This window comes from Flavobacterium lacisediminis (assembly GCF_025909975.1).
GTDB classification, from domain to species: domain Bacteria; phylum Bacteroidota; class Bacteroidia; order Flavobacteriales; family Flavobacteriaceae; genus Flavobacterium; species Flavobacterium lacisediminis.
In genome coordinates this window covers 41,737-59,377 of the sequence record NZ_JAPCIO010000007.1, presented here as the reverse complement: position 1 = coordinate 59,377, position 17,641 = coordinate 41,737, and the positions used below count along the sequence as shown (strand labels likewise).

Genomic DNA, 17,641 nt, shown 5'->3' with positions numbered 1-17,641 from the left:
TTGATTGAAAATCTTAAATTCGATAAACTTTAAACTAAATTTTATGAACTCAGAAAACAATGTGGTGGTTTCTTATGCAACCGATGCGGACAGAGCTACTTTTTTTAAAAAGACGTATAGTCATGTTGCTTACGCTATTTTAGCTTTTATGCTAGTAGAATCAATTTTATTGCGAATTGTTCCTATGGATTGGATATTAGCTATGATGGGTGGGAAATTCGTTTGGTTATTTATTTTAGGATTATTTTGGTTGGGTTCTACCTTATCAGACCGATTGGTTTTTCATCCTGATAGAGACAAACAATATTTAGGTTTAGGATTATACGTGCTATTACAAGCAATTGTTTTCTTACCAATGATTGCTATGGCTGTTTTATATTCTGGTAGCGAAATGATTATGCAAGCAGCAATTATAACCTTATTCATGTTTTCTGGATTAACTGCAGTAGTTTTTTTGACAAAAACTGATTTCTCATTCTTAAGAACTGCAATCACTATCGGTGGTTTTGTAGCTTTAGGAGTTATCGTTGTAGGAGCTATTTTCGGATTTAATTTAGGATTATGGTTTTCTGTTGGTATGGTGGTATTGGCTTCGGCAAGTATTTTATATCAAACTAGTCAAATTAAAGACCAATTCAGTACAGATCAATACGTAGGTGCTTCATTACAATTGTTTGCTTCGATTATGTTATTGTTCTGGTATATTTTAAGAATATTAATGAGCAGAAAATAATTGATTTTCAAAAGATATTTAAAACCCTGAAATACTAAATTTCAGGGTTTTGTTTTTTTACTCTTTATGAACATCTTTGAATTGAAGCATTTCAAATAATCGTTGTTCTTTTTCATTGTCAAATCCACATGTTGATTTGAATTCTTTTGGATTTTCATAAGTTCCAAAAAGCATGTCCCACCAAACAATATCGCCATAATTATTCGTATGCTTATTGTATTCATGGTGAATTCTATGCATTTCTGGACGTTGAAAAATATACCCAACCCATTGCGGTGTTTTTACATTGGTATGATAAAAGAATTCACCCAAAGCTGTAAATAGTGTATAAACAGCGCCAGCTTCAACATCTAATCCTAAAGTGGTAAACACTAATAGACTTCCAATAATTGAATTTACAGTCATTTCCAGAGGATGCTTATAAAATGAAGTAATAACTTCTAAACGTTGTGGACTATGATGAATTTGGTGAAAATGAGTCCATAAAAAGTCGATTTTATGTCTCCATCTGTGCCACCAATAGAAGATAAATGTTGCAATAAAGTAGGAGATAAGTCCACCTAAAAATGGGTTTACATGATTTGAAAGATGGAATAAGGAATATTGTGAAAGCCAAATTTCCCAAGTATAACCTGCTAAAGTTACAACCCCCAATTGAATAAAGTTAACGGCTAAAACTCTGATAGTCCAAGTAGGAACTTCTGGTAATTTCCAACCCGGAATTAATCGCTCTAATAAAAAGCAACCTCCAAAAACGATAAAGATGATGGTAAGTGTCATAGTAATTTTTTTAATTGATTTCTAAACCAAAATTACTATTCATTAAAGATACAATTGATGCACCTAAGTTAATAAATGCGTTTTCGGATGCGGCTTAACGATTGTGGTTTTACGCCAACATACGAAGCAATTAAATATTGAGGAATACGTTGGGTCAAATCCTTGTAATGTTCCAAAAAATAGCGGTAACGATCTTCTGGATTATAACGATGAACGGTCAACAATTGATTTACCATGATAATAAATCGATGCTCAATGATGATTCTCCCTAATAAATTTGCATTTTTTGAAATCTTATAGAGTTCTTGTAATTTATCATAATCAATAACTAAAAATTCACAATCCTCTAATGCTTGAATATTTTGTATTGACGGTTCTTTAGCAATAAAACTTCCATAATCTGCAACAAATTCGCCTTCTTTGGTAAATTCCAAAGTTGCTTCTTCATCATTTCTAAAAACGTAATAACGAACCAATCCTTTACACAAAAAACCTAGTTTAGTACACACTTCTGTAGCTTGTAAAAAGTGTTCATTCTTTTTCAACTTGTAAGGTTTGAAAGCATCTAAGAACAATTGTTCTTCATGGGCTTCTAAATTAGTAATCTGTTTTAATGTTTGTAAAAGAATATCAGAATTTTGCATAAAGTCATTGAAGTTGAATTGAGAAATACTTTTTTAATTGTTTTCACGTTTCATAAAAGTATGAAAAAGTTTATAATTATTCTTGCGATTCTATTTTTTAGTTGCCAATCCAACGAAACCGAAAAGTTAACTGTTGGTATTCAACCTTATGGCATATTTCCAGAAGATAAAACTGACACTATCTCTAAGACAATTGCCGATTTTTATCAGATTAAAACGGTTATTCTTCCTGCTAAAGAATTATATAAAGAAGCTTTTACAGAAGTGAAATCACCTCGTTATCGTGCAGATAAAATGATTAATTTACAGAAAAAGAATAAAGTAGAATCGTTAGATTTTGTTTTAGGATTAACCACTAAAGATATTTCGGTTACCAAAAAAGACAAGTGGGGAAAAATAAAAACCCCAACCTACAAATATGCCGATTGGGGAATTATGGGTTTGGCGTATTGCCCAGGGAATAGTTGTATTGTTTCGACTTTTCGCATTCAACATCCCAACTTAAAAACGCATTTTACACGTTTTAAAAAAGTAGCTGTTCATGAATTTGGACACAATTTAGGATTGCCACATTGTCCTGATAAAACTTGCGTTATGACTGATGCTGTGGAAAGCGTGAAAACTATTGATAATGCTAAATTGGCGTTGTGTGGGAAATGTAAAGCGCAATTGAATTAATACTTTCCACTTAACAATTCACCACCAATAGCTGATTTGGCTTCGATTCCTAATTTCTTCATCATTTCGTATGTTGTGCAAACCGCTGCTGAAGTCACAGGAATTCCGCATTCTGCTTGTATTAAATCAATCGCTTCTAACGATGGCATTTGTACACAAGCCGAAGCCACTAAAACATCCACATCGGTTAAATCTAATTGTTTGTAGATTTCCAATAAATTCATCGGGTTTTGAGCCGCAACTTCTAAATTGTCTGGAATCTCTAAAGCAATACTTTGTTTTACTTTAATTCCTTGATTTTCGATATAATCCACCACCATGTCGGTTAATGGACGCATATATGGTGTGATAATTGAAATTTGTTTCGCACCTAAAACTTTCAATCCATTAATCAAAGCACCAGCCGAAGTTACAATTGGAGTAGGGAAGTCGTTTGCTACCGTTTCTTGATGTAAATTTACTTCTGATACACAATGATAACCGCGTCCCATACTCATAATGGCTACTAAACATGCATAACCCATTACGTCAACATGAGCATCAGATAATTCTTGCGCACATTTTAAACTCATGGCATCCATAGCTTCCAATTCTTCTTTGGTAACTTTTTTCATGCGCATTCTGCTGCTGTGAAACGTAAAACGTTCCGGTAAAATGGTTTCACGTGAGCGGAAGATTGCTGGTATTTCGGTTTCCATCGTTACGTTTGATGATGGAACTATTTGGCCTATTCTGTATTTCATTCTTTTTAGTTTACAGTCTCATTCACAGTTAGCAGTCTGAAAACTGAAAACTGGGACTGAATACTTTGATTATATTTCTTTAATTGTATTTACTATTGTACCAATTCCTTCTACAGTAGCTTCCACAACATCTCCATCGTACATCCATTCTTGAGGGTCACGACCTGCGCCAACACCTGCTGGAGTTCCTGTTGCAATGATGTCACCAGCTTCTAAAGTAAAAACAGTACTTAAATCTTCAATTAAATCGTTGATGTTGAATAACATTAATTTAGTATTCGAATTTTGTTTTTCAACTCCGTTTACTTTTAATGACAAATTCAAGTTGTGTGGATTTTCAATTTCGTCCTTTGTTACGATAACTGGCCCCATTGGAGCAAAAGTATCTTGTCCTTTGGAAACAATCCATTGTCCTTCACGACGACAATCACGCGCTGAGATATCGTTGATAACTGTGTAACCAAATACATAATCTAATGCTTCCGATTTAGGTACATATTTACCTTTCTTTGAGATGATTACCGCCAATTCACATTCCCAATCTAATTGTGAAGTTAACTTGGTGTTTTTGATTATTTCGGTATTCGTAGCTGTAACGGTTGTTGGTGGTTTTGAAAAGATAATCGGTTTTGTTGGAAGCTTTCCAGTTGTATCTAAAGTACGAGCACTTTCAGCAACATGTTCCGTGTAATTTAAACCAATTCCAATGATGTTTTTTCTTGGTTTTTCGATAGGAGCTAAAATCGTTACTTCGTTCATTTCATAAGCGATTTCTTCGAAGAAATTTTCTGGAGTTTCATCAATCATTTCTGTAATTTCTGGAATAATTTCAAATCCCATATCAATTAATTCTAACATGTCATTAGGTAATGGGAAATTTGATATCTCTCCAAAATCTTCCATGTCAATTACTTGATTGTTATGAATGAAGCCTAAACGTGGCTCGGTGTCTTGTGTTTTGTATGTAAGTAGTTTCATATTCTTTATTTAAACGCAAAGAGCGCTAAGTTTTGCGCTAAGTTCGCAAAGTTTTTGTTTTTATTGAATTTGTTGGTGTCCGTTGTTTTCTGTTAATTCTCTTCCTTGAAACAATCCTAAACCTTCAATCACTGGTAAATCATTGAAATTGAAAAGGCAAGCATCTTCAGTTTCGGATAAGTTGTGGTGTTCGTGCCAAGCCCAACTCGGAACACAAAAAATATCGCGCTCTTTCCAATCGAAGCGTTTTCCGTTGATGATGGTGTAGCCTTTTCCTTTCGCACATTGGTACACAAATGAACCCGTGTGTTTGTGTGCTTTTCCTTTGAATCCTGCTGGTAATAATTGCATAGAAGCTCCCATGGTTTGCATCACGTGTCCGCCAGTTAACGGATTCGAATATTGCATAAAAATTCCATCAAATGGGTTGACTTCATTCACTTTTTGGGCTTCTAATAATGCTGGATAAACGTTTTTCCAAGAATATTTGAATAGCGGAGAATACGGTTTGTCCCAAGTCTTATCCGCTGGAATCAATCCTGCACCACCATATGTCATAGGAGAGAAGTTTAATGGTGCTGTTAATGGTTGTTTACCATCATAAACCGCATAATCATTGGCCTCCAAAGCATTAACTAATGGAATATCCAAACCATCTTGCCAAATACATGTTTTTCCGCCTTCTTCAACGCCATGTTCATGCCAAGTAGAATTTGGTGTAATGACAAAATCATTCACCTCTAACATAATTTTATTACCATCAACCACGGTATATCCTTTTTCGCCTTCCATAATAAAACGTAGGGCAGAAGCACGATGACGATGTGCCGAAGTACTTTCACCAGGACGTGTTACTTGAATTCCAGTATACAACCAACCCACGGCAGCGGAAACATCTTTTCGTTTGTCGTTTACCAAATAAACAACGCGTCTTCCGGCTTGTTCAGGTGTTACTAGTTCGGATGATTTTAGCACTAAATCACGTAAATCGTCATATTTCCAAAGCATTGGAACAGAAGAAGAACGTGGTTCCCATGGTTCTATATCGTTGGCAACTGTCCATAAAGCGCCAGCGCCTAGTGTTTCTAATTCTTTATAGTACGCAATTAATTCGGGAGAGTCTTGAACTCGAGCTCTTCCGTATTGGTCGTCTGAATAGTTGTTTTCTTCCATAATCTTATATTTTAATTGGTGATCTCGAGAGCCACAGTCACCAATTATTTATCTTTTATTAAATTCTTCGTGATTATCGATAAACGTAATTTTTCGAGTAGGAGCAGTGTTTACTCGTAAGTCGAAAATATCAAATCTATTGTAATGTCCTAAAATATCGTGCATTTGCTTCGGTTGGATGCATTTTGCTAAATCAATTTCGGCATATACCATTCCTTCTTCATCAATTAGTGGTTGTCCGATGACAGCACCATTAGGACCTATAAATCCAGAGAAAGCGGAACTTTTTCTATCCAATAATTCATCTACATTCGGAACATCTGCACGTAAAGCGTCTTTGATTTCTTGCGAAACGGTCGAACAAGAAACAATTGTAAACAATTTTCCTTCAAACGAATGCGCTGCAGCACGAATTTTAATTGCTTCTGCCATATCGTAATCAGGTGGCGCTACGGGAAGCGAAATATAATTCGCAATATGAATTAATTCGCCTTGAGAAAGTAAGGTAAAACGCGCTAATGTATTTGTGTTTTCGCCACAAGCTAAGGTTCCGATTGGACCAATTTCTGTATTGTACACTTTTAACGAAGAACCATCGCCTGAAGACCAGGTTAGTTTTTCAGCCCATGTTGGGACTAACTTTCTGTGCTTTCCAACGATAACTCCTTTGTTGTCGATGATTAAATTGGTATTGTATATTTCTCCAAAGCTTTTACCACGTTCGTTGATTCCCATTACAATATGAATATCATTCTCCTTAGCTGCTAAGCAAAGTTTTTTGATTTCTGGACCTGCTACGTCAACCGAATTTTTATACAATTCTTCGTACCATTTGCTCCCTTGAACTGGCGTCATAATCCAATTCCAATAGGGATATCCAGCGATAAATACTTCTGGAAAAGCGATTAATTTTGCTCCGCTATTACTAGCTTCTTTAATAAAAGAAATGGCTTTATCTACTGTTTTTTCTACATTAAGAAATACAGGAGAAGTTTGAACGGTTGCGGCTTTGAATTTTTTGAATTCCATAGTTTAATTATTGTCTAATGAATACTTTAATGATGTATTATCAGTATTTTCTTTGTTGTAATTTATGAGTATAATTTGTTCAAAAGCTTCGACAGAATCATCAATTTTTTTATATGACCATTTAGACCCAATTAAATTCCGAATGAAAATTTGATCAATTTTTCTACCTAAAGAGTTTATCACTTCTATATCAATAACTTCACCTTTTTCATTATGGATTAGCTTATAACATCCAAAAGTTTTTTTAGAATCTAAATTATTTATACTTAGTAAGGCTTTGTGATATCCATCATCTTTTGGCAATTTATTAGATGACTTTAGATTAAATTCTTTAATCTTTTTGATGTTTAATTCTTCTAAGATATTCAAAACTCTTTTTTGTTGTTTAGGATATTCTTCAAAATAATTTTTATATTTTAAAGAATCGATAGTTTTGTTTAATTGAAAATTACCACTGCAAAGGCTGGTGTAAATTTTACCATCTTTCTTATTTTTAAAACCATAAACAATCCATTCAGAATCTTTTGGTAAGTACATTCCACATGATGAATCATTCATACTTTCCAAATGTATTTCATTTACTTTTTCACCAAAATATTGTTTAACTGTTTCTATTTTTACAAAATAAGGGTTAAAAGTATCTATATAATTCTCAATTGTTTTAGATTCTGTAATTTTAATTTTTGCTATATAATCATGTGTTTTAACTTTATCAATTAATGATAATTGCGAACAAGAACAGGAAAAGCTCTTGTAGAAAACAAAAAATAATATTACTAATATTTTATATTTCATAAAACTTTATTTTATTCTTCATTTCTTCTGTAAAAGGTTCCGCTTTGATGCCATTTCTTTCTGCGTTGAAAGCTACGTTTACCAATGTTACTTCGCCTTCTAAAACGGTATTTTCTGCTTCATTTACAAATTGAAACCCACATAGAATAGAGGAGTTCTTTAATTCTTTTACCCAAAGTTTTTTGGTTAAGATTTCGCCTAATCTTGCAGCATTTTTGAATTGAATTTTTAAATCAACCGTCGGAATTCCATTGGTTTCGTGCATTTTTGAAAAAGGACGATCTAAGGCTTCTTCAAACCAATCTTCTACTAGACAATTTAGCATTTCTAAAAATCGGGGATAGAAGACAATTCCAGCATAATCTATATGTTGGAAACGTACTTTTTCTTGTTTTATAAATTGCATATTTTTATGTTTTAACTTTATAATTTTCCATAACGTTGATGTTCAGAAAAATAAAGAATTATTGTTTTGTTACCTTTTTTATATGGATAGAATAATTCATAATCGCCATCAGATGATGAAAATCGAACTTCAGTATTATTTTTATTGAAAACATTATCTAAATAATCTCTTTCAATTTTGGTTGTTTTATAAATGTAATTATTTTTTCTAGGAACCAATGTGTCATTTTCCTTAAATGAAGCGTAATCATTGAAAATTAGATACACTTGATTTTTGTCAATTGTATCTTTGACAATCAATCTAACATTTGGAAAATTCCTATCGGTATTTGAGTATTGCTCCAAAATATCTGCAGTATTTATTATGTAATTTTTAGAAAATTTATAATCTACAAGTTTGTTGGTTTTTTCTTGACTAATTTTAATGATGTATTCGGCAGAATTAATTAAAAGCTCTTCCTTTTTTTTCTTTGTTAAATAATCACCTCCAAAAAGTATAATTGCAATTGTTGGAAAAATTAGTAAAAGAGTAATGATTATTTTTTTGTTATTTTTCGAAACTTCTTCGTCATTGTTGTGTTTTTGGGCAATTCGAGTTAAATTGAACATTATATTGATTATCAAGGCTCCTGCCATCATTGCTAATATTCCTAAAACACTTAAATAAAATGAGTCAGTCATATTTTTTCTGAAAACTTTTAATCCAAAAACTTCTATTAAAATAAATGTAAATACCCAATACACCAATAATATAATTGATATGAAGCCAATATAATTGCTAATTTTTACTAATTGTTTTGCGTTCATTTAATGCTTATTTTAATTTAAACCTCTGTATTTTTCCTGTTTCCGTTTTTGGCAAACATTCCACGAAATTAATTACTCTTGGGTATTTATAGGGAGCAGCTACTTCTTTGAACCAGTGTTGAATACGGTTTTTCATTGCATCTGTTGCTTTAGTTGTATCGTGTAACACAATATGCGCACAAACCAACATTCCTCGTTCTTCATCAGGTAAACCTACTACGGCACATTCCAAAATATCTTCGTGGGTTAAAAGTACGGATTCTACTTCAATTGCCGCAATATTATAGCCCGAAGAAATAATCATATCATCGCCACGTGCCACAAAATGGAAGTAGCCTTCTTCATCTTGACGGAAAATATCGCCCGTGATGTTCCAACCGTTTTCTACATATTCTCGTTGTTTTTCTTCTCGGTTTAAGTATTTACAACCTGTAATTCCTCGCACCGCTAATCTTCCAGCTTCGTTTCTTGGTAATTCGTTGCCTTGTTGGTCTATGATTTTAGCTTCGTAACCTGTAATCGCTTTTCCTGTAGCGCCAGGTTTCATGTTCTCTTCGTTTGATGAAATAAAAATATGCAACATTTCGGTAGCGCCAATTCCGTCAATGATTTTTAAACCTGTCGCATCGTACCAATCTTGCCAAACTTTCAAAGGCAAGGTTTCACCAGCAGATACACATTTTCTCAAACTTGAAATATCGTAATCCTGAACTTTTGTAGTGATGATGCGCCAAGCAGTAGGAGCGGTAAAGCAAATCGTGATTTTGAAGTCTTGAATCGCTTTCAACAATAAATCTGGACTTGGTTTTTCGATAAGAAATGTTGAAGCTCCGAAATACATTGGAAATAATACTAATCCGCCTAAACCAAAAGTAAATCCTAAAGGTGGACTTCCTGTAAAAATATCATTTGGAGTGGCTTGTAGTGAATATTGTGGAAACGCTTCGCAAATATTCAAAATATCTTTGTGATAATGTGCCGTCATTTTGGGTAAACCTGTTGTTCCAGAAGTGAAACCAATCAAAGCCACCGAATCTGATTTTGAATGATAATTGTCGAATATTTTAGACTTAGAAGCCATTAATACTTCTAATTGTGAATTCCCATAAAAACACGTTTGTTTTAAGAAATCGGATTTTACCAAATGGATTTCCTCTTCCAATTCCTTATCACACATCACATGCGAAATTTCAGCACAATCGATAATTGTAGTCAATTCTTTAGAACGAAGCAATGGCATGGTTGCCACAACAATTCCACCCGCTTTTAAAATAGCGAACCAACACGCCACCATCATCGGATTATTAGCCGAACGAATCAAAACACGATTACCCGATTTTAATCCTAAATCATCCACCAAAACGTGAGCAATTTGATTCGCTTTTTCATATAAATCTTGATACGTCCAAGTTTCCTCAAACGTACGAATGCAAATGTTATTTCCGCGACCTTCTCGAACATGGCTATCTAACAATCTTTCTACGCAATTCAGCATTTCTGAATGTTGGAATTGAGGTAAATCCAAAAAGGTATATTCTGGTTGTAATTCCAGAGCAGGTAAGCTATTGTGAGCGAAATTATCCTTCATTAATTACGAATTTTAAATTACGAATTACGTAACGTTTTTTGAATAGAACCAATTATTCTAAGTAACTCATCAACATCTTTAAGTAAACTATCAGCTTCCTCAACAGATAAATAATCAGTATCTTTTAATAATCTAATCCAATAATGTGTTTCTCTTGCTTCTTTATATGATATGGTTATTTTGGCGAAAAAATCTTTTCCTGATTGTCCTCCAATGGCTTCTTCAATATTAGCTCCAATTGAAGTTCCACATCTTAATAGTTGTTTACTTAAAACAAATTCTTTTTTTTGTTCAGATAAATATTTAAAAACTTTTATTATTCGAACAGCAAAAGCATAACTTTTTATTTGAACAACATTATCATTTTTCATAATTCGTAATTTCTAATTCGTAATTATTTACTTCTTATTACTTTTCGGTTTTAATGCTTTTTTCATTCCTTCCACATGTTTTCTTTCCGAAGCTTTTAGCGGATACAGATGCGAAATTCCCATTTTATATGGATTTGGGATATCATTCGCTTGAAATTGTTCGTAAGCTTGTGCGTTTCTAACGAAATTAGCATCTAACAATAAAGGTCTTCCTAAAGCGACTAAATCAGCTCTTCCGTTAAGAATTATTGTATTGATTTGGTCGATATCTTGAATATATCCAGTGGTAATGGTTGGGATATGAACAGTATTTCGAACGGCATCTGAAAAAGGTGTCTGCCACATTCTTCCCGTTAATGGTTTTTGACCTGAGACCGTATTTCCTGTTGAAACATTGATGATGTCAGCTCCAGCATTTTTAAAAGCAGTTGTGATTGCAATTACTTCTTGTTCTGAAATTCCATTTTCTGCCCAATCTGTTGCTGAAATTCTCACTGAAATTGGTTTTTCAGTTGGGAATACTTCACGAATTGCTTTAAATACTTCTATTGGATATTTCAAACGATTTTCGATGCTTCCACCAAATTCATCTGTACGAATATTGGTTAATGGTGATAAGAAAGAAGCTAATAAAAAGCCGTGATGGGCTTGTAATTCTATCATATCAAATCCAGCTTCGTCTGCATTTTTTGTTGCTTGTACGAATTGTGCATTAATCGCTGTCATATCTTCCAAAGTCATTTCCTTTGGAGTAGCAAAATTTTCATTGAATGGAATAGGAGAAGCCGAAATTAAATTCCAAGGTGTTTCCATTGGTCCGTTGCCTTCCCATGGTTTTTTAGTAGCACCTTTACGTCCCGAATGTCCTAATTGAATTCCGATTTTAGTAGAAGTATTGTTATGAATGAAATCGGTAATTTTTTTCCATTGGTTCAATTGTTCTGCATTGTAAATTCCTGCACAACCTTCTGTAATTCTTCCGGTTTCGGAAATGGCAGTCATTTCGGTAATGATTAATCCAACGCCACCAGTTGCGCGACTTCCGTAATGTACCAAATGCCAATCAGAAACCAATCCGTCTGTAGCGGAATATTGTCCCATTGGCGCCATAACGATGCGGTTTGGGAGTTCTAATTCTCTTAATTTGAATTTTGAAAAAGCTACTGATTGATTTTTGATATTGACATTGCAATTGTCATTGAATTCTTCTAAAACTTTATCTGTAAACGAACTATCTCTTAAACGTAAGTTTTCATACGTTACTTTTTTCGAACGTGTCATACATCCAAACGCAAATTGTTGGAAGGGATGTTGCATGTGACGATCCATATTTTCGAACCAATCTAAAGAAACGATTGCTGCATATTGAATCATTTCTACTGTATTTCTTCTTGACTTGTCGTATTGTTCAAAAGCGGCTTGCACATTGTTTGGGTTAGCAATTACGGCATCTGATAATCCGATAGCACAATCCATTGCTAATTTTGTTCCTGAACCAATAGAGTAGTGGGCTGTAGCTTTCGCATCGCCTAATAAAACAATATTGTTATGATACCAATTTTCATTCGTTACATGCGGAAATTGACGCCAATGTGATTTGTTTGAGATTAGCGGATGACCATCTAATTCTTCTTTAAAGATTTCCGCGATTTTAGTCATCGTGTCTTCTTCATTTGTGACTTCAAAACCGTGTTTTTGCCAAGTTTCATCTGAACACTCGAAAATCCAAGTACTCATGCCTTCTTCATATTGATAGGAGTGAGCAACTATTGTTCCGTGAGGTGTACTTCTGAAGAAATAGGTAAATGCATCCAGCGGTTTTGTTGAACCTAACCAAACGAATCTGTTTTTCTTTAATTCGATTTTAGTTCCGAATTCTTTTTGGTATTTTGTTCGAATAGTACTTGCAATTCCATCAGTTGCTAGAATTATATCAGAATCTGCGAATTGCGACAAATCTTCAACATTTTGTTCGAAATGCAGATTTACGCCTTCTTCAATACAGCGTTGTTGTAATAATTGTAACAATGTTTTTCTTGAACAACCACAAAATCCATTTCCAGCAATATTAACTGATTCGCCATCACGAGCTACAATAATATCGTCCCAATACGCAAATTTGCTACGAATTAATTCATATGATTGCATGTCACGTTTTAGGAATTCACCTAAGGTTTCGTCGGAGAATACTACACCAAAACCAAAACTATCGTCGGGTTTATTGCGCTCGTAAATATCGATTTGGCAATGTGGCATTGCTTTTTTGGTTAATATCGAAAAGTAAAGTCCGCCTGGACCACCACCTATAACTGTTATTTTCATGTTTTTAATTGATAATTAACAATGAATAATTGATAATTAGTTATTGTCTTTTGATTGAAAAAATTTCTCCTAATTTACTATAATTTGAACCTGCTAAACGCGCAACTGGTTTGTATTTGTCTAAGTTAATTCTATGATTTTCCATTAAAATAGAGTCGTCAATATGCATGGTGATTATTTTACCAATAATAATACAAGCGCCGCCATTTTGATGATTTTCTATAAAATAATGATGTACCATTTCACATTCAAAATGGACTAAGCTTTCTTTGACACGTTTTGGTTTGATGTAAACAGCATTAATTGGAGTGACACCTGCTAATTCGAATTCATCGATATCAGAAGCAACACTTTGAGAAGTGGTATTCATTTGTTCTACAACTTCTTCCGTAACTAAATTGACAACGAATTGTTTGTTATCTAATATATTATTTAAGGTGTCTTTGTTTTTATTTCCAGTTCGAACAGTTGAAAACATAACGTGTGGCGGATCTTCGCTTACTACATTAAAAAAGGAAAAAGGAGCAAGGTTATTAATTCCATTGGCATCAATTGTTGAAATCCAACCTATTGGTCTAGGAATTACAGTTCCTGTTAATAGTTTATATAAAGCGGAAGATTCCGTATTAGTAATATCGAATTGCATGGTTTAGTGTTGTTTCTACAAATTAAATAAAATAACTATACTATTTCATAACAAAAATGCATTTTTTTTCATTTTAACAAAATTAAAAATGTAGTGATTTTGAGTTTAATTTATACTATTCATAATTTTAAAACCTAAAAATTGAAAGAAGTAAAAAAATGAATTGAAATTTTTATCATATTATTTTTTGTATATTTGCAAAATTAGTATATTTATGCAAAAATTATATATATGGAGATTTTATCCTGTCCAAAGTGTCAAAGCGACAATATCGTTAAAAGTGGTATCATCAAAGATAGACAGCGCTATTTATGCAAATCATGTAATTATTACTTCACAGTCAATAAATTAGGAAAAAAGATAGATGATTACTATGTAACTAAGGCTTTACAATTGTATTTAGAAGGATTGAGTTTTAGAGAAATTGAACGTATTATTGGTGTTTCACACGTTTCTATTAGTAATTGGGTAAAAGAGTTTAAAATCAAGAAACCACCACATCCTAATTACCATCCAACATATAAGATTTTTAAGCATAATGAATTGGTTGAATTCCTTCAAAACAAAGATCAATTGTCTGGTGCTGGTATGATAATCACAGAACTTGGAGATAAATTCATGTTGATTAAATGGGAACGATTTAAAGATTAACTATAGTAGTTTACAAAAATATATACCGTAATTTTTTTCGTTAACAGAAATTCAGAATTTGGTCATGCAGAAATGCCCAACTAACCAAATTTTAATTATGAAAAAATTACTAACTATTTCAGGATTATTTTTATCTCTGCTTGTATCTGCTCAGGGTTCACCTGATTACGGTGGAGGTTTAAAATTCAATTTAAATCCAGAAGGAAGCAAATACATGCGCTTTATTGCATGGAATCAAGTTTGGCTTCGTTCAACCGATTTGAATCCAGGTTCTATGATTGGAGATGAATCTGTTTCTTCTTATGAAGATGCTGGCTTACGTCGTTTACGTTTGTTAGCTTATGCACAAATTTCTCCACGTTATATGATTTTGACTCACATTGGAATCAATAATCAAACTTTTATTAATGGAGGTGCTTCAGGTTCGGCTGGAACTGGTGGATATGGAGCAGGAAAAAAACCGGGAATATTTTTCCATGATGCGTGGAATGAATATGCTGTAGTTTTACCACAAGAATCAAAACCTTTTAGTTTATCTGTTGGAGCTGGATTACATTATTATATGGGATTATCTCGCATGACAATGTCTTCTACCTTAAATTATTTAACTGTTGATGCACCAATCTTCAACTGGCCGTTAATTGAAAATTCAGATCAATTTGCAAGACAAATTGGAATTTTCGCTAAAGGAAAATATAACAAATTAGAATATCGTTTTAGTATCAATAAACCTTTTTCTACAAATCAAACACCAACAAATGTTACCGATGCAAGCATTGCAAGAGCTGTAGATAATAACAATGTTACTCAATGGTCAAAAGCGGGTTATGTGGAATATCAATTCTTTGATAAAGAAGCTAACTTTTTACCTTATAAAGTGGGAACTTATTTAGGAACTAAAAAAATGTTCAATATTGGAGCAGGTTTTTATAATGCACCAAAAGGAACGCAAACTTCAGTAAACGGAGTAATTGAAGAACATCCAATCAACTTATTTGCTGGTGATGTTTTCTTGGACATGCCAATTGGAGCTAAAGAGAAAAAAATGGCTATCACAGCGTATAGTGTTTTCTATAATTATGATTTCGGACCTAATTATTTAAGAAATCTTGGTATTATGAATGAAAGTATTGCGGATCCATCATTTTCAGGTTCACCATCTCTGGCAGGAGTAGGGAATTTACAACCGATGATTGGTACAGGAAATATTTGGTACACACAAGCAGGGGTTTTATTACCAAGTAAAAGTGAGAAACCAAAAGTAAGAATTCAACCATTTGGAGCTTATACTTATAAAAACTTTGATGCTTTAGAAAAAGCAAGTAGCCAATTTGACTTAGGTGCTAACTTTTTCTTAGACGGTCATCATGCAAAAATTACTACCCAATATTCAACACGACCTGTTTACACAGCAGTTGATAAAATTGACAAGTATAAAGGAGAATTCATCATACAATTACAAATCTATTTATAAACAACTAATAAAATTAAATTATGAGCGATAACAAATCATCAAAAGGAATCTGGAAAGTTATTTCGGCTTCCTCTATGGGAACAATGATTGAGTGGTACGATTTCTACATCTTCGGAAGTTTAGCTGTAGTATTATCTACTAAATTTTTCCCTTCAGATAATCCAACAGCTGCCTTCTTGTCAACGTTAGCAACATTTGCTGCTGGTTTCGTAGTTCGTCCGTTTGGAGCCCTTTTCTTTGGTAGATTAGGCGATTTAATTGGAAGAAAGTATACTTTCATGGTTACTTTAATGTTAATGGGGGGTGCTACTTTTATAATTGGATGTATTCCAAGTTTTGAAACCATTGGCTACGCAGCACCTGTTTTAGTGTTAATTCTTCGTTTACTTCAAGGTTTAGCGCTTGGAGGTGAATATGGTGGTGCAGCAACTTATGTAGCAGAACATGCGCCTAAAAACGAAAAAGGATATTGGACTTCTTGGATTCAAACTACAGCAACTGTAGGTTTATTTATCTCTTTGATGGTAATCTTACTTACTAAAGGGCTAATGTCTAAAGAAGCTTTTGATGAGTGGGGATGGAGAGTACCGTTTTGGGTTTCTATTGTAATGGTATATGTTTCGTTCTTGATTCGTAAAAACATGCATGAATCTCCAGCTTTCGCAAAAGCAAAATCGGAAGGTAAAACATCAACAAATCCATTAAAAGAGAGTTTTGGAAATAAATTCAATTTAAAATTTGTTCTTTTAGCATTATTTGGTGCAACAATGGGGCAAGGAGTTGTTTGGTATACGGGGCAATTTTATGCCATGAACTTCTTAAAAACAGTACAAAGTATTGAATCTTCTCAAGTAGATACTCTATTAGGTATTGCGCTTTTATTAGGAACTCCATTTTTCGTATTCTTTGGATGGTTGAGTGATAAAGTTGGAAGAAAAGTGATTATGATGAGTGGTATGTTGATTGCTATTTTAGCGTATCGCCCAATTTATAGAGCCATGTATGCTTCAACAGATTTAGCATTGAAAACAGAAATTGTTGAGAAAACTAAAGTAGTTCCTTCTTTAAAAGAAATTGATGCTACAAAAATGGATTCTATCTACACTACAACTAAAGCTTACACCGATGGGACTACTGTAGAAGAAATCAAAACTATCCATTTTGAAAGTGGAAAAGTAATGTTAGATGACAAAGGAAAAGACAGAGTAGAAACCAAAGTAACTAAAATGATTAATAATAGCGACCGATGGTTCTTAGTATTAATGGTTTTTATTCAGGTGATTTTTGTAACTATGGTTTATGGACCAATTGCTGCATTCCTTGTAGAAATGTTCCCTGTTAAGATTAGATATACCTCAATGTCTTTGCCATATCACGTAGGAAATGGTATCTTTGGAGGATTACTGCCTGCAATTTCAACGTATTTTGTTACCACTTCTAAAGAAGCAGGAGATGTAGAGTTTTACTTGGAAGGACTTTGGTATCCAATTGGAATAGCAGCGATATGTTTCGTAATTGGAATGATTTACATCGATAGAAAAATTAATACACTTCACGACTAAAAAATAATAATCATGAACACAATAAAAAAATATTTAGGAATCGTATGGATAGCGTTAGCAATTGCAATAGCCTATTTTTCGATTGGAATTTTTGGAGGTAAATTAACTTCAGGAAAACAAGATGATTTAGTTTTTGGAATTATAGTTTTCTTTATACTTTTACCAATGGTTGTTACCGGATTAACTATTTTTGGTTGGTATGCAATCACTGACGAATATGAAGATTAATTAAAAAAAATATACTTAACTTAGAAGCTCTTAT

At 33.3% G+C, this 17,641-nt stretch carries 19 protein-coding genes; 6 read left to right on the top strand and 13 right to left on the bottom strand.

What is annotated here, in order from left to right; genetic code table 11:
• The first annotated feature begins 43 nt into the window (after nt 1-43).
• Complete coding sequence (locus tag OJ995_RS10680; RefSeq protein WP_264369407.1) at nt 44-733, top strand: Bax inhibitor-1/YccA family protein; 690 nt, start codon at nt 44-46, stop codon at nt 731-733.
• Between the two features lie 57 nt (nt 734-790).
• Here the strand turns inward: OJ995_RS10680 and OJ995_RS10675 are convergent, their stop codons facing one another.
• Both OJ995_RS10675 and OJ995_RS10670 read right to left on the bottom strand, forming a co-directional pair.
• Nucleotides 791-1,513, bottom strand: coding sequence for a sterol desaturase family protein (locus tag OJ995_RS10675; RefSeq protein ID WP_264369406.1), 723 nt, complete (start codon nt 1,511-1,513; stop codon nt 791-793).
• A 68-nt stretch (nt 1,514-1,581) separates the two neighbouring features.
• Complete coding sequence (locus OJ995_RS10670) at nt 1,582-2,157, bottom strand: Crp/Fnr family transcriptional regulator (protein ID WP_264369405.1); 576 nt, start codon at nt 2,155-2,157, stop codon at nt 1,582-1,584.
• Nucleotides 2,158-2,217: 60 nt separating this feature from the next.
• On the opposite strand from OJ995_RS10670, the gene OJ995_RS10665 reads away from it, so the two are divergent.
• Nucleotides 2,218-2,835, top strand: coding sequence for a matrixin family metalloprotease (locus OJ995_RS10665; protein ID WP_264369404.1), 618 nt, complete (start codon nt 2,218-2,220; stop codon nt 2,833-2,835).
• Here the strand turns inward: OJ995_RS10665 and OJ995_RS10660 are convergent.
• The 11 genes from OJ995_RS10660 to OJ995_RS10610 all read right to left on the bottom strand — a co-directional run bounded on the left by OJ995_RS10660 (nt 2,832) and on the right by OJ995_RS10610 (nt 13,692).
• Nucleotides 2,832-3,578: a maleate cis-trans isomerase family protein gene (locus OJ995_RS10660; protein ID WP_284698689.1), complete on the bottom strand. Its 747-nt coding sequence runs from the start codon at nt 3,576-3,578 to the stop codon at nt 2,832-2,834. The two genes, OJ995_RS10665 and OJ995_RS10660, sit on opposite strands and share 4 nt — an antisense overlap.
• Before the next feature lie 69 nt (nt 3,579-3,647).
• Nucleotides 3,648-4,556 (bottom strand): fumarylacetoacetate hydrolase family protein, encoded by a 909-nt coding sequence (locus OJ995_RS10655; RefSeq protein ID WP_264369403.1) that lies wholly within the window; start codon nt 4,554-4,556, stop codon nt 3,648-3,650.
• Between the two features lie 60 nt (nt 4,557-4,616).
• Nucleotides 4,617-5,729 (bottom strand): cupin domain-containing protein, encoded by a 1,113-nt coding sequence (locus OJ995_RS10650; protein ID WP_264369402.1) that lies wholly within the window; start codon nt 5,727-5,729, stop codon nt 4,617-4,619.
• Between the two features lie 48 nt (nt 5,730-5,777).
• Nucleotides 5,778-6,758: a carbon-nitrogen hydrolase family protein gene (locus OJ995_RS10645; RefSeq protein ID WP_264369401.1), complete on the bottom strand. Its 981-nt coding sequence runs from the start codon at nt 6,756-6,758 to the stop codon at nt 5,778-5,780.
• A 3-nt stretch (nt 6,759-6,761) separates the two neighbouring features.
• Nucleotides 6,762-7,553 (bottom strand): hypothetical protein, encoded by a 792-nt coding sequence (locus tag OJ995_RS10640; protein WP_264369400.1) that lies wholly within the window; start codon nt 7,551-7,553, stop codon nt 6,762-6,764.
• Complete coding sequence (locus tag OJ995_RS10635; protein WP_264369399.1) at nt 7,543-7,959, bottom strand: acyl-CoA thioesterase; 417 nt, start codon at nt 7,957-7,959, stop codon at nt 7,543-7,545. Before OJ995_RS10635 ends, OJ995_RS10640 begins: the two co-directional genes overlap by 11 nt.
• 17 nt (nt 7,960-7,976) lie before the next feature.
• Nucleotides 7,977-8,765, bottom strand: coding sequence for a hypothetical protein (locus OJ995_RS10630; protein ID WP_264369398.1), 789 nt, complete (start codon nt 8,763-8,765; stop codon nt 7,977-7,979).
• A gap of 7 nt (nt 8,766-8,772) precedes the next feature.
• Nucleotides 8,773-10,353 (bottom strand): AMP-binding protein, encoded by a 1,581-nt coding sequence (locus OJ995_RS10625; protein WP_264369397.1) that lies wholly within the window; start codon nt 10,351-10,353, stop codon nt 8,773-8,775.
• A 17-nt stretch (nt 10,354-10,370) separates the two neighbouring features.
• Nucleotides 10,371-10,724 carry a four helix bundle protein gene (locus tag OJ995_RS10620; RefSeq protein ID WP_264369396.1) on the bottom strand — a complete coding sequence of 118 codons (354 nt, stop codon included), beginning with the start codon at nt 10,722-10,724 and terminating at the stop codon, nt 10,371-10,373.
• A 27-nt stretch (nt 10,725-10,751) separates the two neighbouring features.
• Nucleotides 10,752-13,046, bottom strand: coding sequence for an oxidoreductase (locus OJ995_RS10615; protein ID WP_264369395.1), 2,295 nt, complete (start codon nt 13,044-13,046; stop codon nt 10,752-10,754).
• A 40-nt stretch (nt 13,047-13,086) separates the two neighbouring features.
• Entirely contained in the window at nt 13,087-13,692 is a 606-nt protein-coding gene (locus OJ995_RS10610; protein WP_264369394.1) for a flavin reductase family protein, read from the bottom strand.
• 231 nt (nt 13,693-13,923) lie between these two features.
• Between OJ995_RS10610 and OJ995_RS10605 the strand changes: the two genes are divergently transcribed.
• The 4 genes from OJ995_RS10605 to OJ995_RS10590 all read left to right on the top strand — a co-directional run bounded on the left by OJ995_RS10605 (nt 13,924) and on the right by OJ995_RS10590 (nt 17,607).
• Nucleotides 13,924-14,343, top strand: coding sequence for an IS1/IS1595 family N-terminal zinc-binding domain-containing protein (locus OJ995_RS10605; RefSeq protein ID WP_026725866.1), 420 nt, complete (start codon nt 13,924-13,926; stop codon nt 14,341-14,343).
• Nucleotides 14,344-14,440: 97 nt separating this feature from the next.
• A complete protein-coding gene (locus tag OJ995_RS10600) occupies nt 14,441-15,817 on the top strand; it encodes a porin (protein WP_264369393.1) in 1,377 nt (458 codons plus the stop codon).
• Between the two features lie 20 nt (nt 15,818-15,837).
• Complete coding sequence (locus OJ995_RS10595; protein WP_264369392.1) at nt 15,838-17,379, top strand: MFS transporter; 1,542 nt, start codon at nt 15,838-15,840, stop codon at nt 17,377-17,379.
• 12 nt (nt 17,380-17,391) lie between these two features.
• The gene (locus tag OJ995_RS10590) at nt 17,392-17,607 is read left to right on the top strand and encodes a DUF6814 family protein (protein ID WP_264369391.1); all 216 of its coding nucleotides are present in this window, start codon (nt 17,392-17,394) and stop codon (nt 17,605-17,607) included.
• Nucleotides 17,608-17,641: the final 34 nt, after the last annotated feature.

Coding starts and splice junctions, on each gene's coding strand:
- OJ995_RS10680 (WP_264369407.1), top strand. CDS start 44: ATGAACTCAGAAAACAATGTGGTGGTTTCTTATGCAACCGATGCGGAC.
- OJ995_RS10675 (WP_264369406.1), bottom strand. CDS start 1,513: ATGACACTTACCATCATCTTTATCGTTTTTGGAGGTTGCTTTTTATTA.
- OJ995_RS10670 (WP_264369405.1), bottom strand. CDS start 2,157: ATGCAAAATTCTGATATTCTTTTACAAACATTAAAACAGATTACTAAT.
- OJ995_RS10665 (WP_264369404.1), top strand. CDS start 2,218: ATGAAAAAGTTTATAATTATTCTTGCGATTCTATTTTTTAGTTGCCAA.
- OJ995_RS10660 (WP_284698689.1), bottom strand. CDS start 3,578: ATGAAATACAGAATAGGCCAAATAGTTCCATCATCAAACGTAACGATG.
- OJ995_RS10655 (WP_264369403.1), bottom strand. CDS start 4,556: ATGAAACTACTTACATACAAAACACAAGACACCGAGCCACGTTTAGGC.
- OJ995_RS10650 (WP_264369402.1), bottom strand. CDS start 5,729: ATGGAAGAAAACAACTATTCAGACGACCAATACGGAAGAGCTCGAGTT.
- OJ995_RS10645 (WP_264369401.1), bottom strand. CDS start 6,758: ATGGAATTCAAAAAATTCAAAGCCGCAACCGTTCAAACTTCTCCTGTA.
- OJ995_RS10640 (WP_264369400.1), bottom strand. CDS start 7,553: ATGAAATATAAAATATTAGTAATATTATTTTTTGTTTTCTACAAGAGC.
- OJ995_RS10635 (WP_264369399.1), bottom strand. CDS start 7,959: ATGCAATTTATAAAACAAGAAAAAGTACGTTTCCAACATATAGATTAT.
- OJ995_RS10630 (WP_264369398.1), bottom strand. CDS start 8,765: ATGAACGCAAAACAATTAGTAAAAATTAGCAATTATATTGGCTTCATA.
- OJ995_RS10625 (WP_264369397.1), bottom strand. CDS start 10,353: ATGAAGGATAATTTCGCTCACAATAGCTTACCTGCTCTGGAATTACAA.
- OJ995_RS10620 (WP_264369396.1), bottom strand. CDS start 10,724: ATGAAAAATGATAATGTTGTTCAAATAAAAAGTTATGCTTTTGCTGTT.
- OJ995_RS10615 (WP_264369395.1), bottom strand. CDS start 13,046: ATGAAAATAACAGTTATAGGTGGTGGTCCAGGCGGACTTTACTTTTCG.
- OJ995_RS10610 (WP_264369394.1), bottom strand. CDS start 13,692: ATGCAATTCGATATTACTAATACGGAATCTTCCGCTTTATATAAACTA.
- OJ995_RS10605 (WP_026725866.1), top strand. CDS start 13,924: ATGGAGATTTTATCCTGTCCAAAGTGTCAAAGCGACAATATCGTTAAA.
- OJ995_RS10600 (WP_264369393.1), top strand. CDS start 14,441: ATGAAAAAATTACTAACTATTTCAGGATTATTTTTATCTCTGCTTGTA.
- OJ995_RS10595 (WP_264369392.1), top strand. CDS start 15,838: ATGAGCGATAACAAATCATCAAAAGGAATCTGGAAAGTTATTTCGGCT.
- OJ995_RS10590 (WP_264369391.1), top strand. CDS start 17,392: ATGAACACAATAAAAAAATATTTAGGAATCGTATGGATAGCGTTAGCA.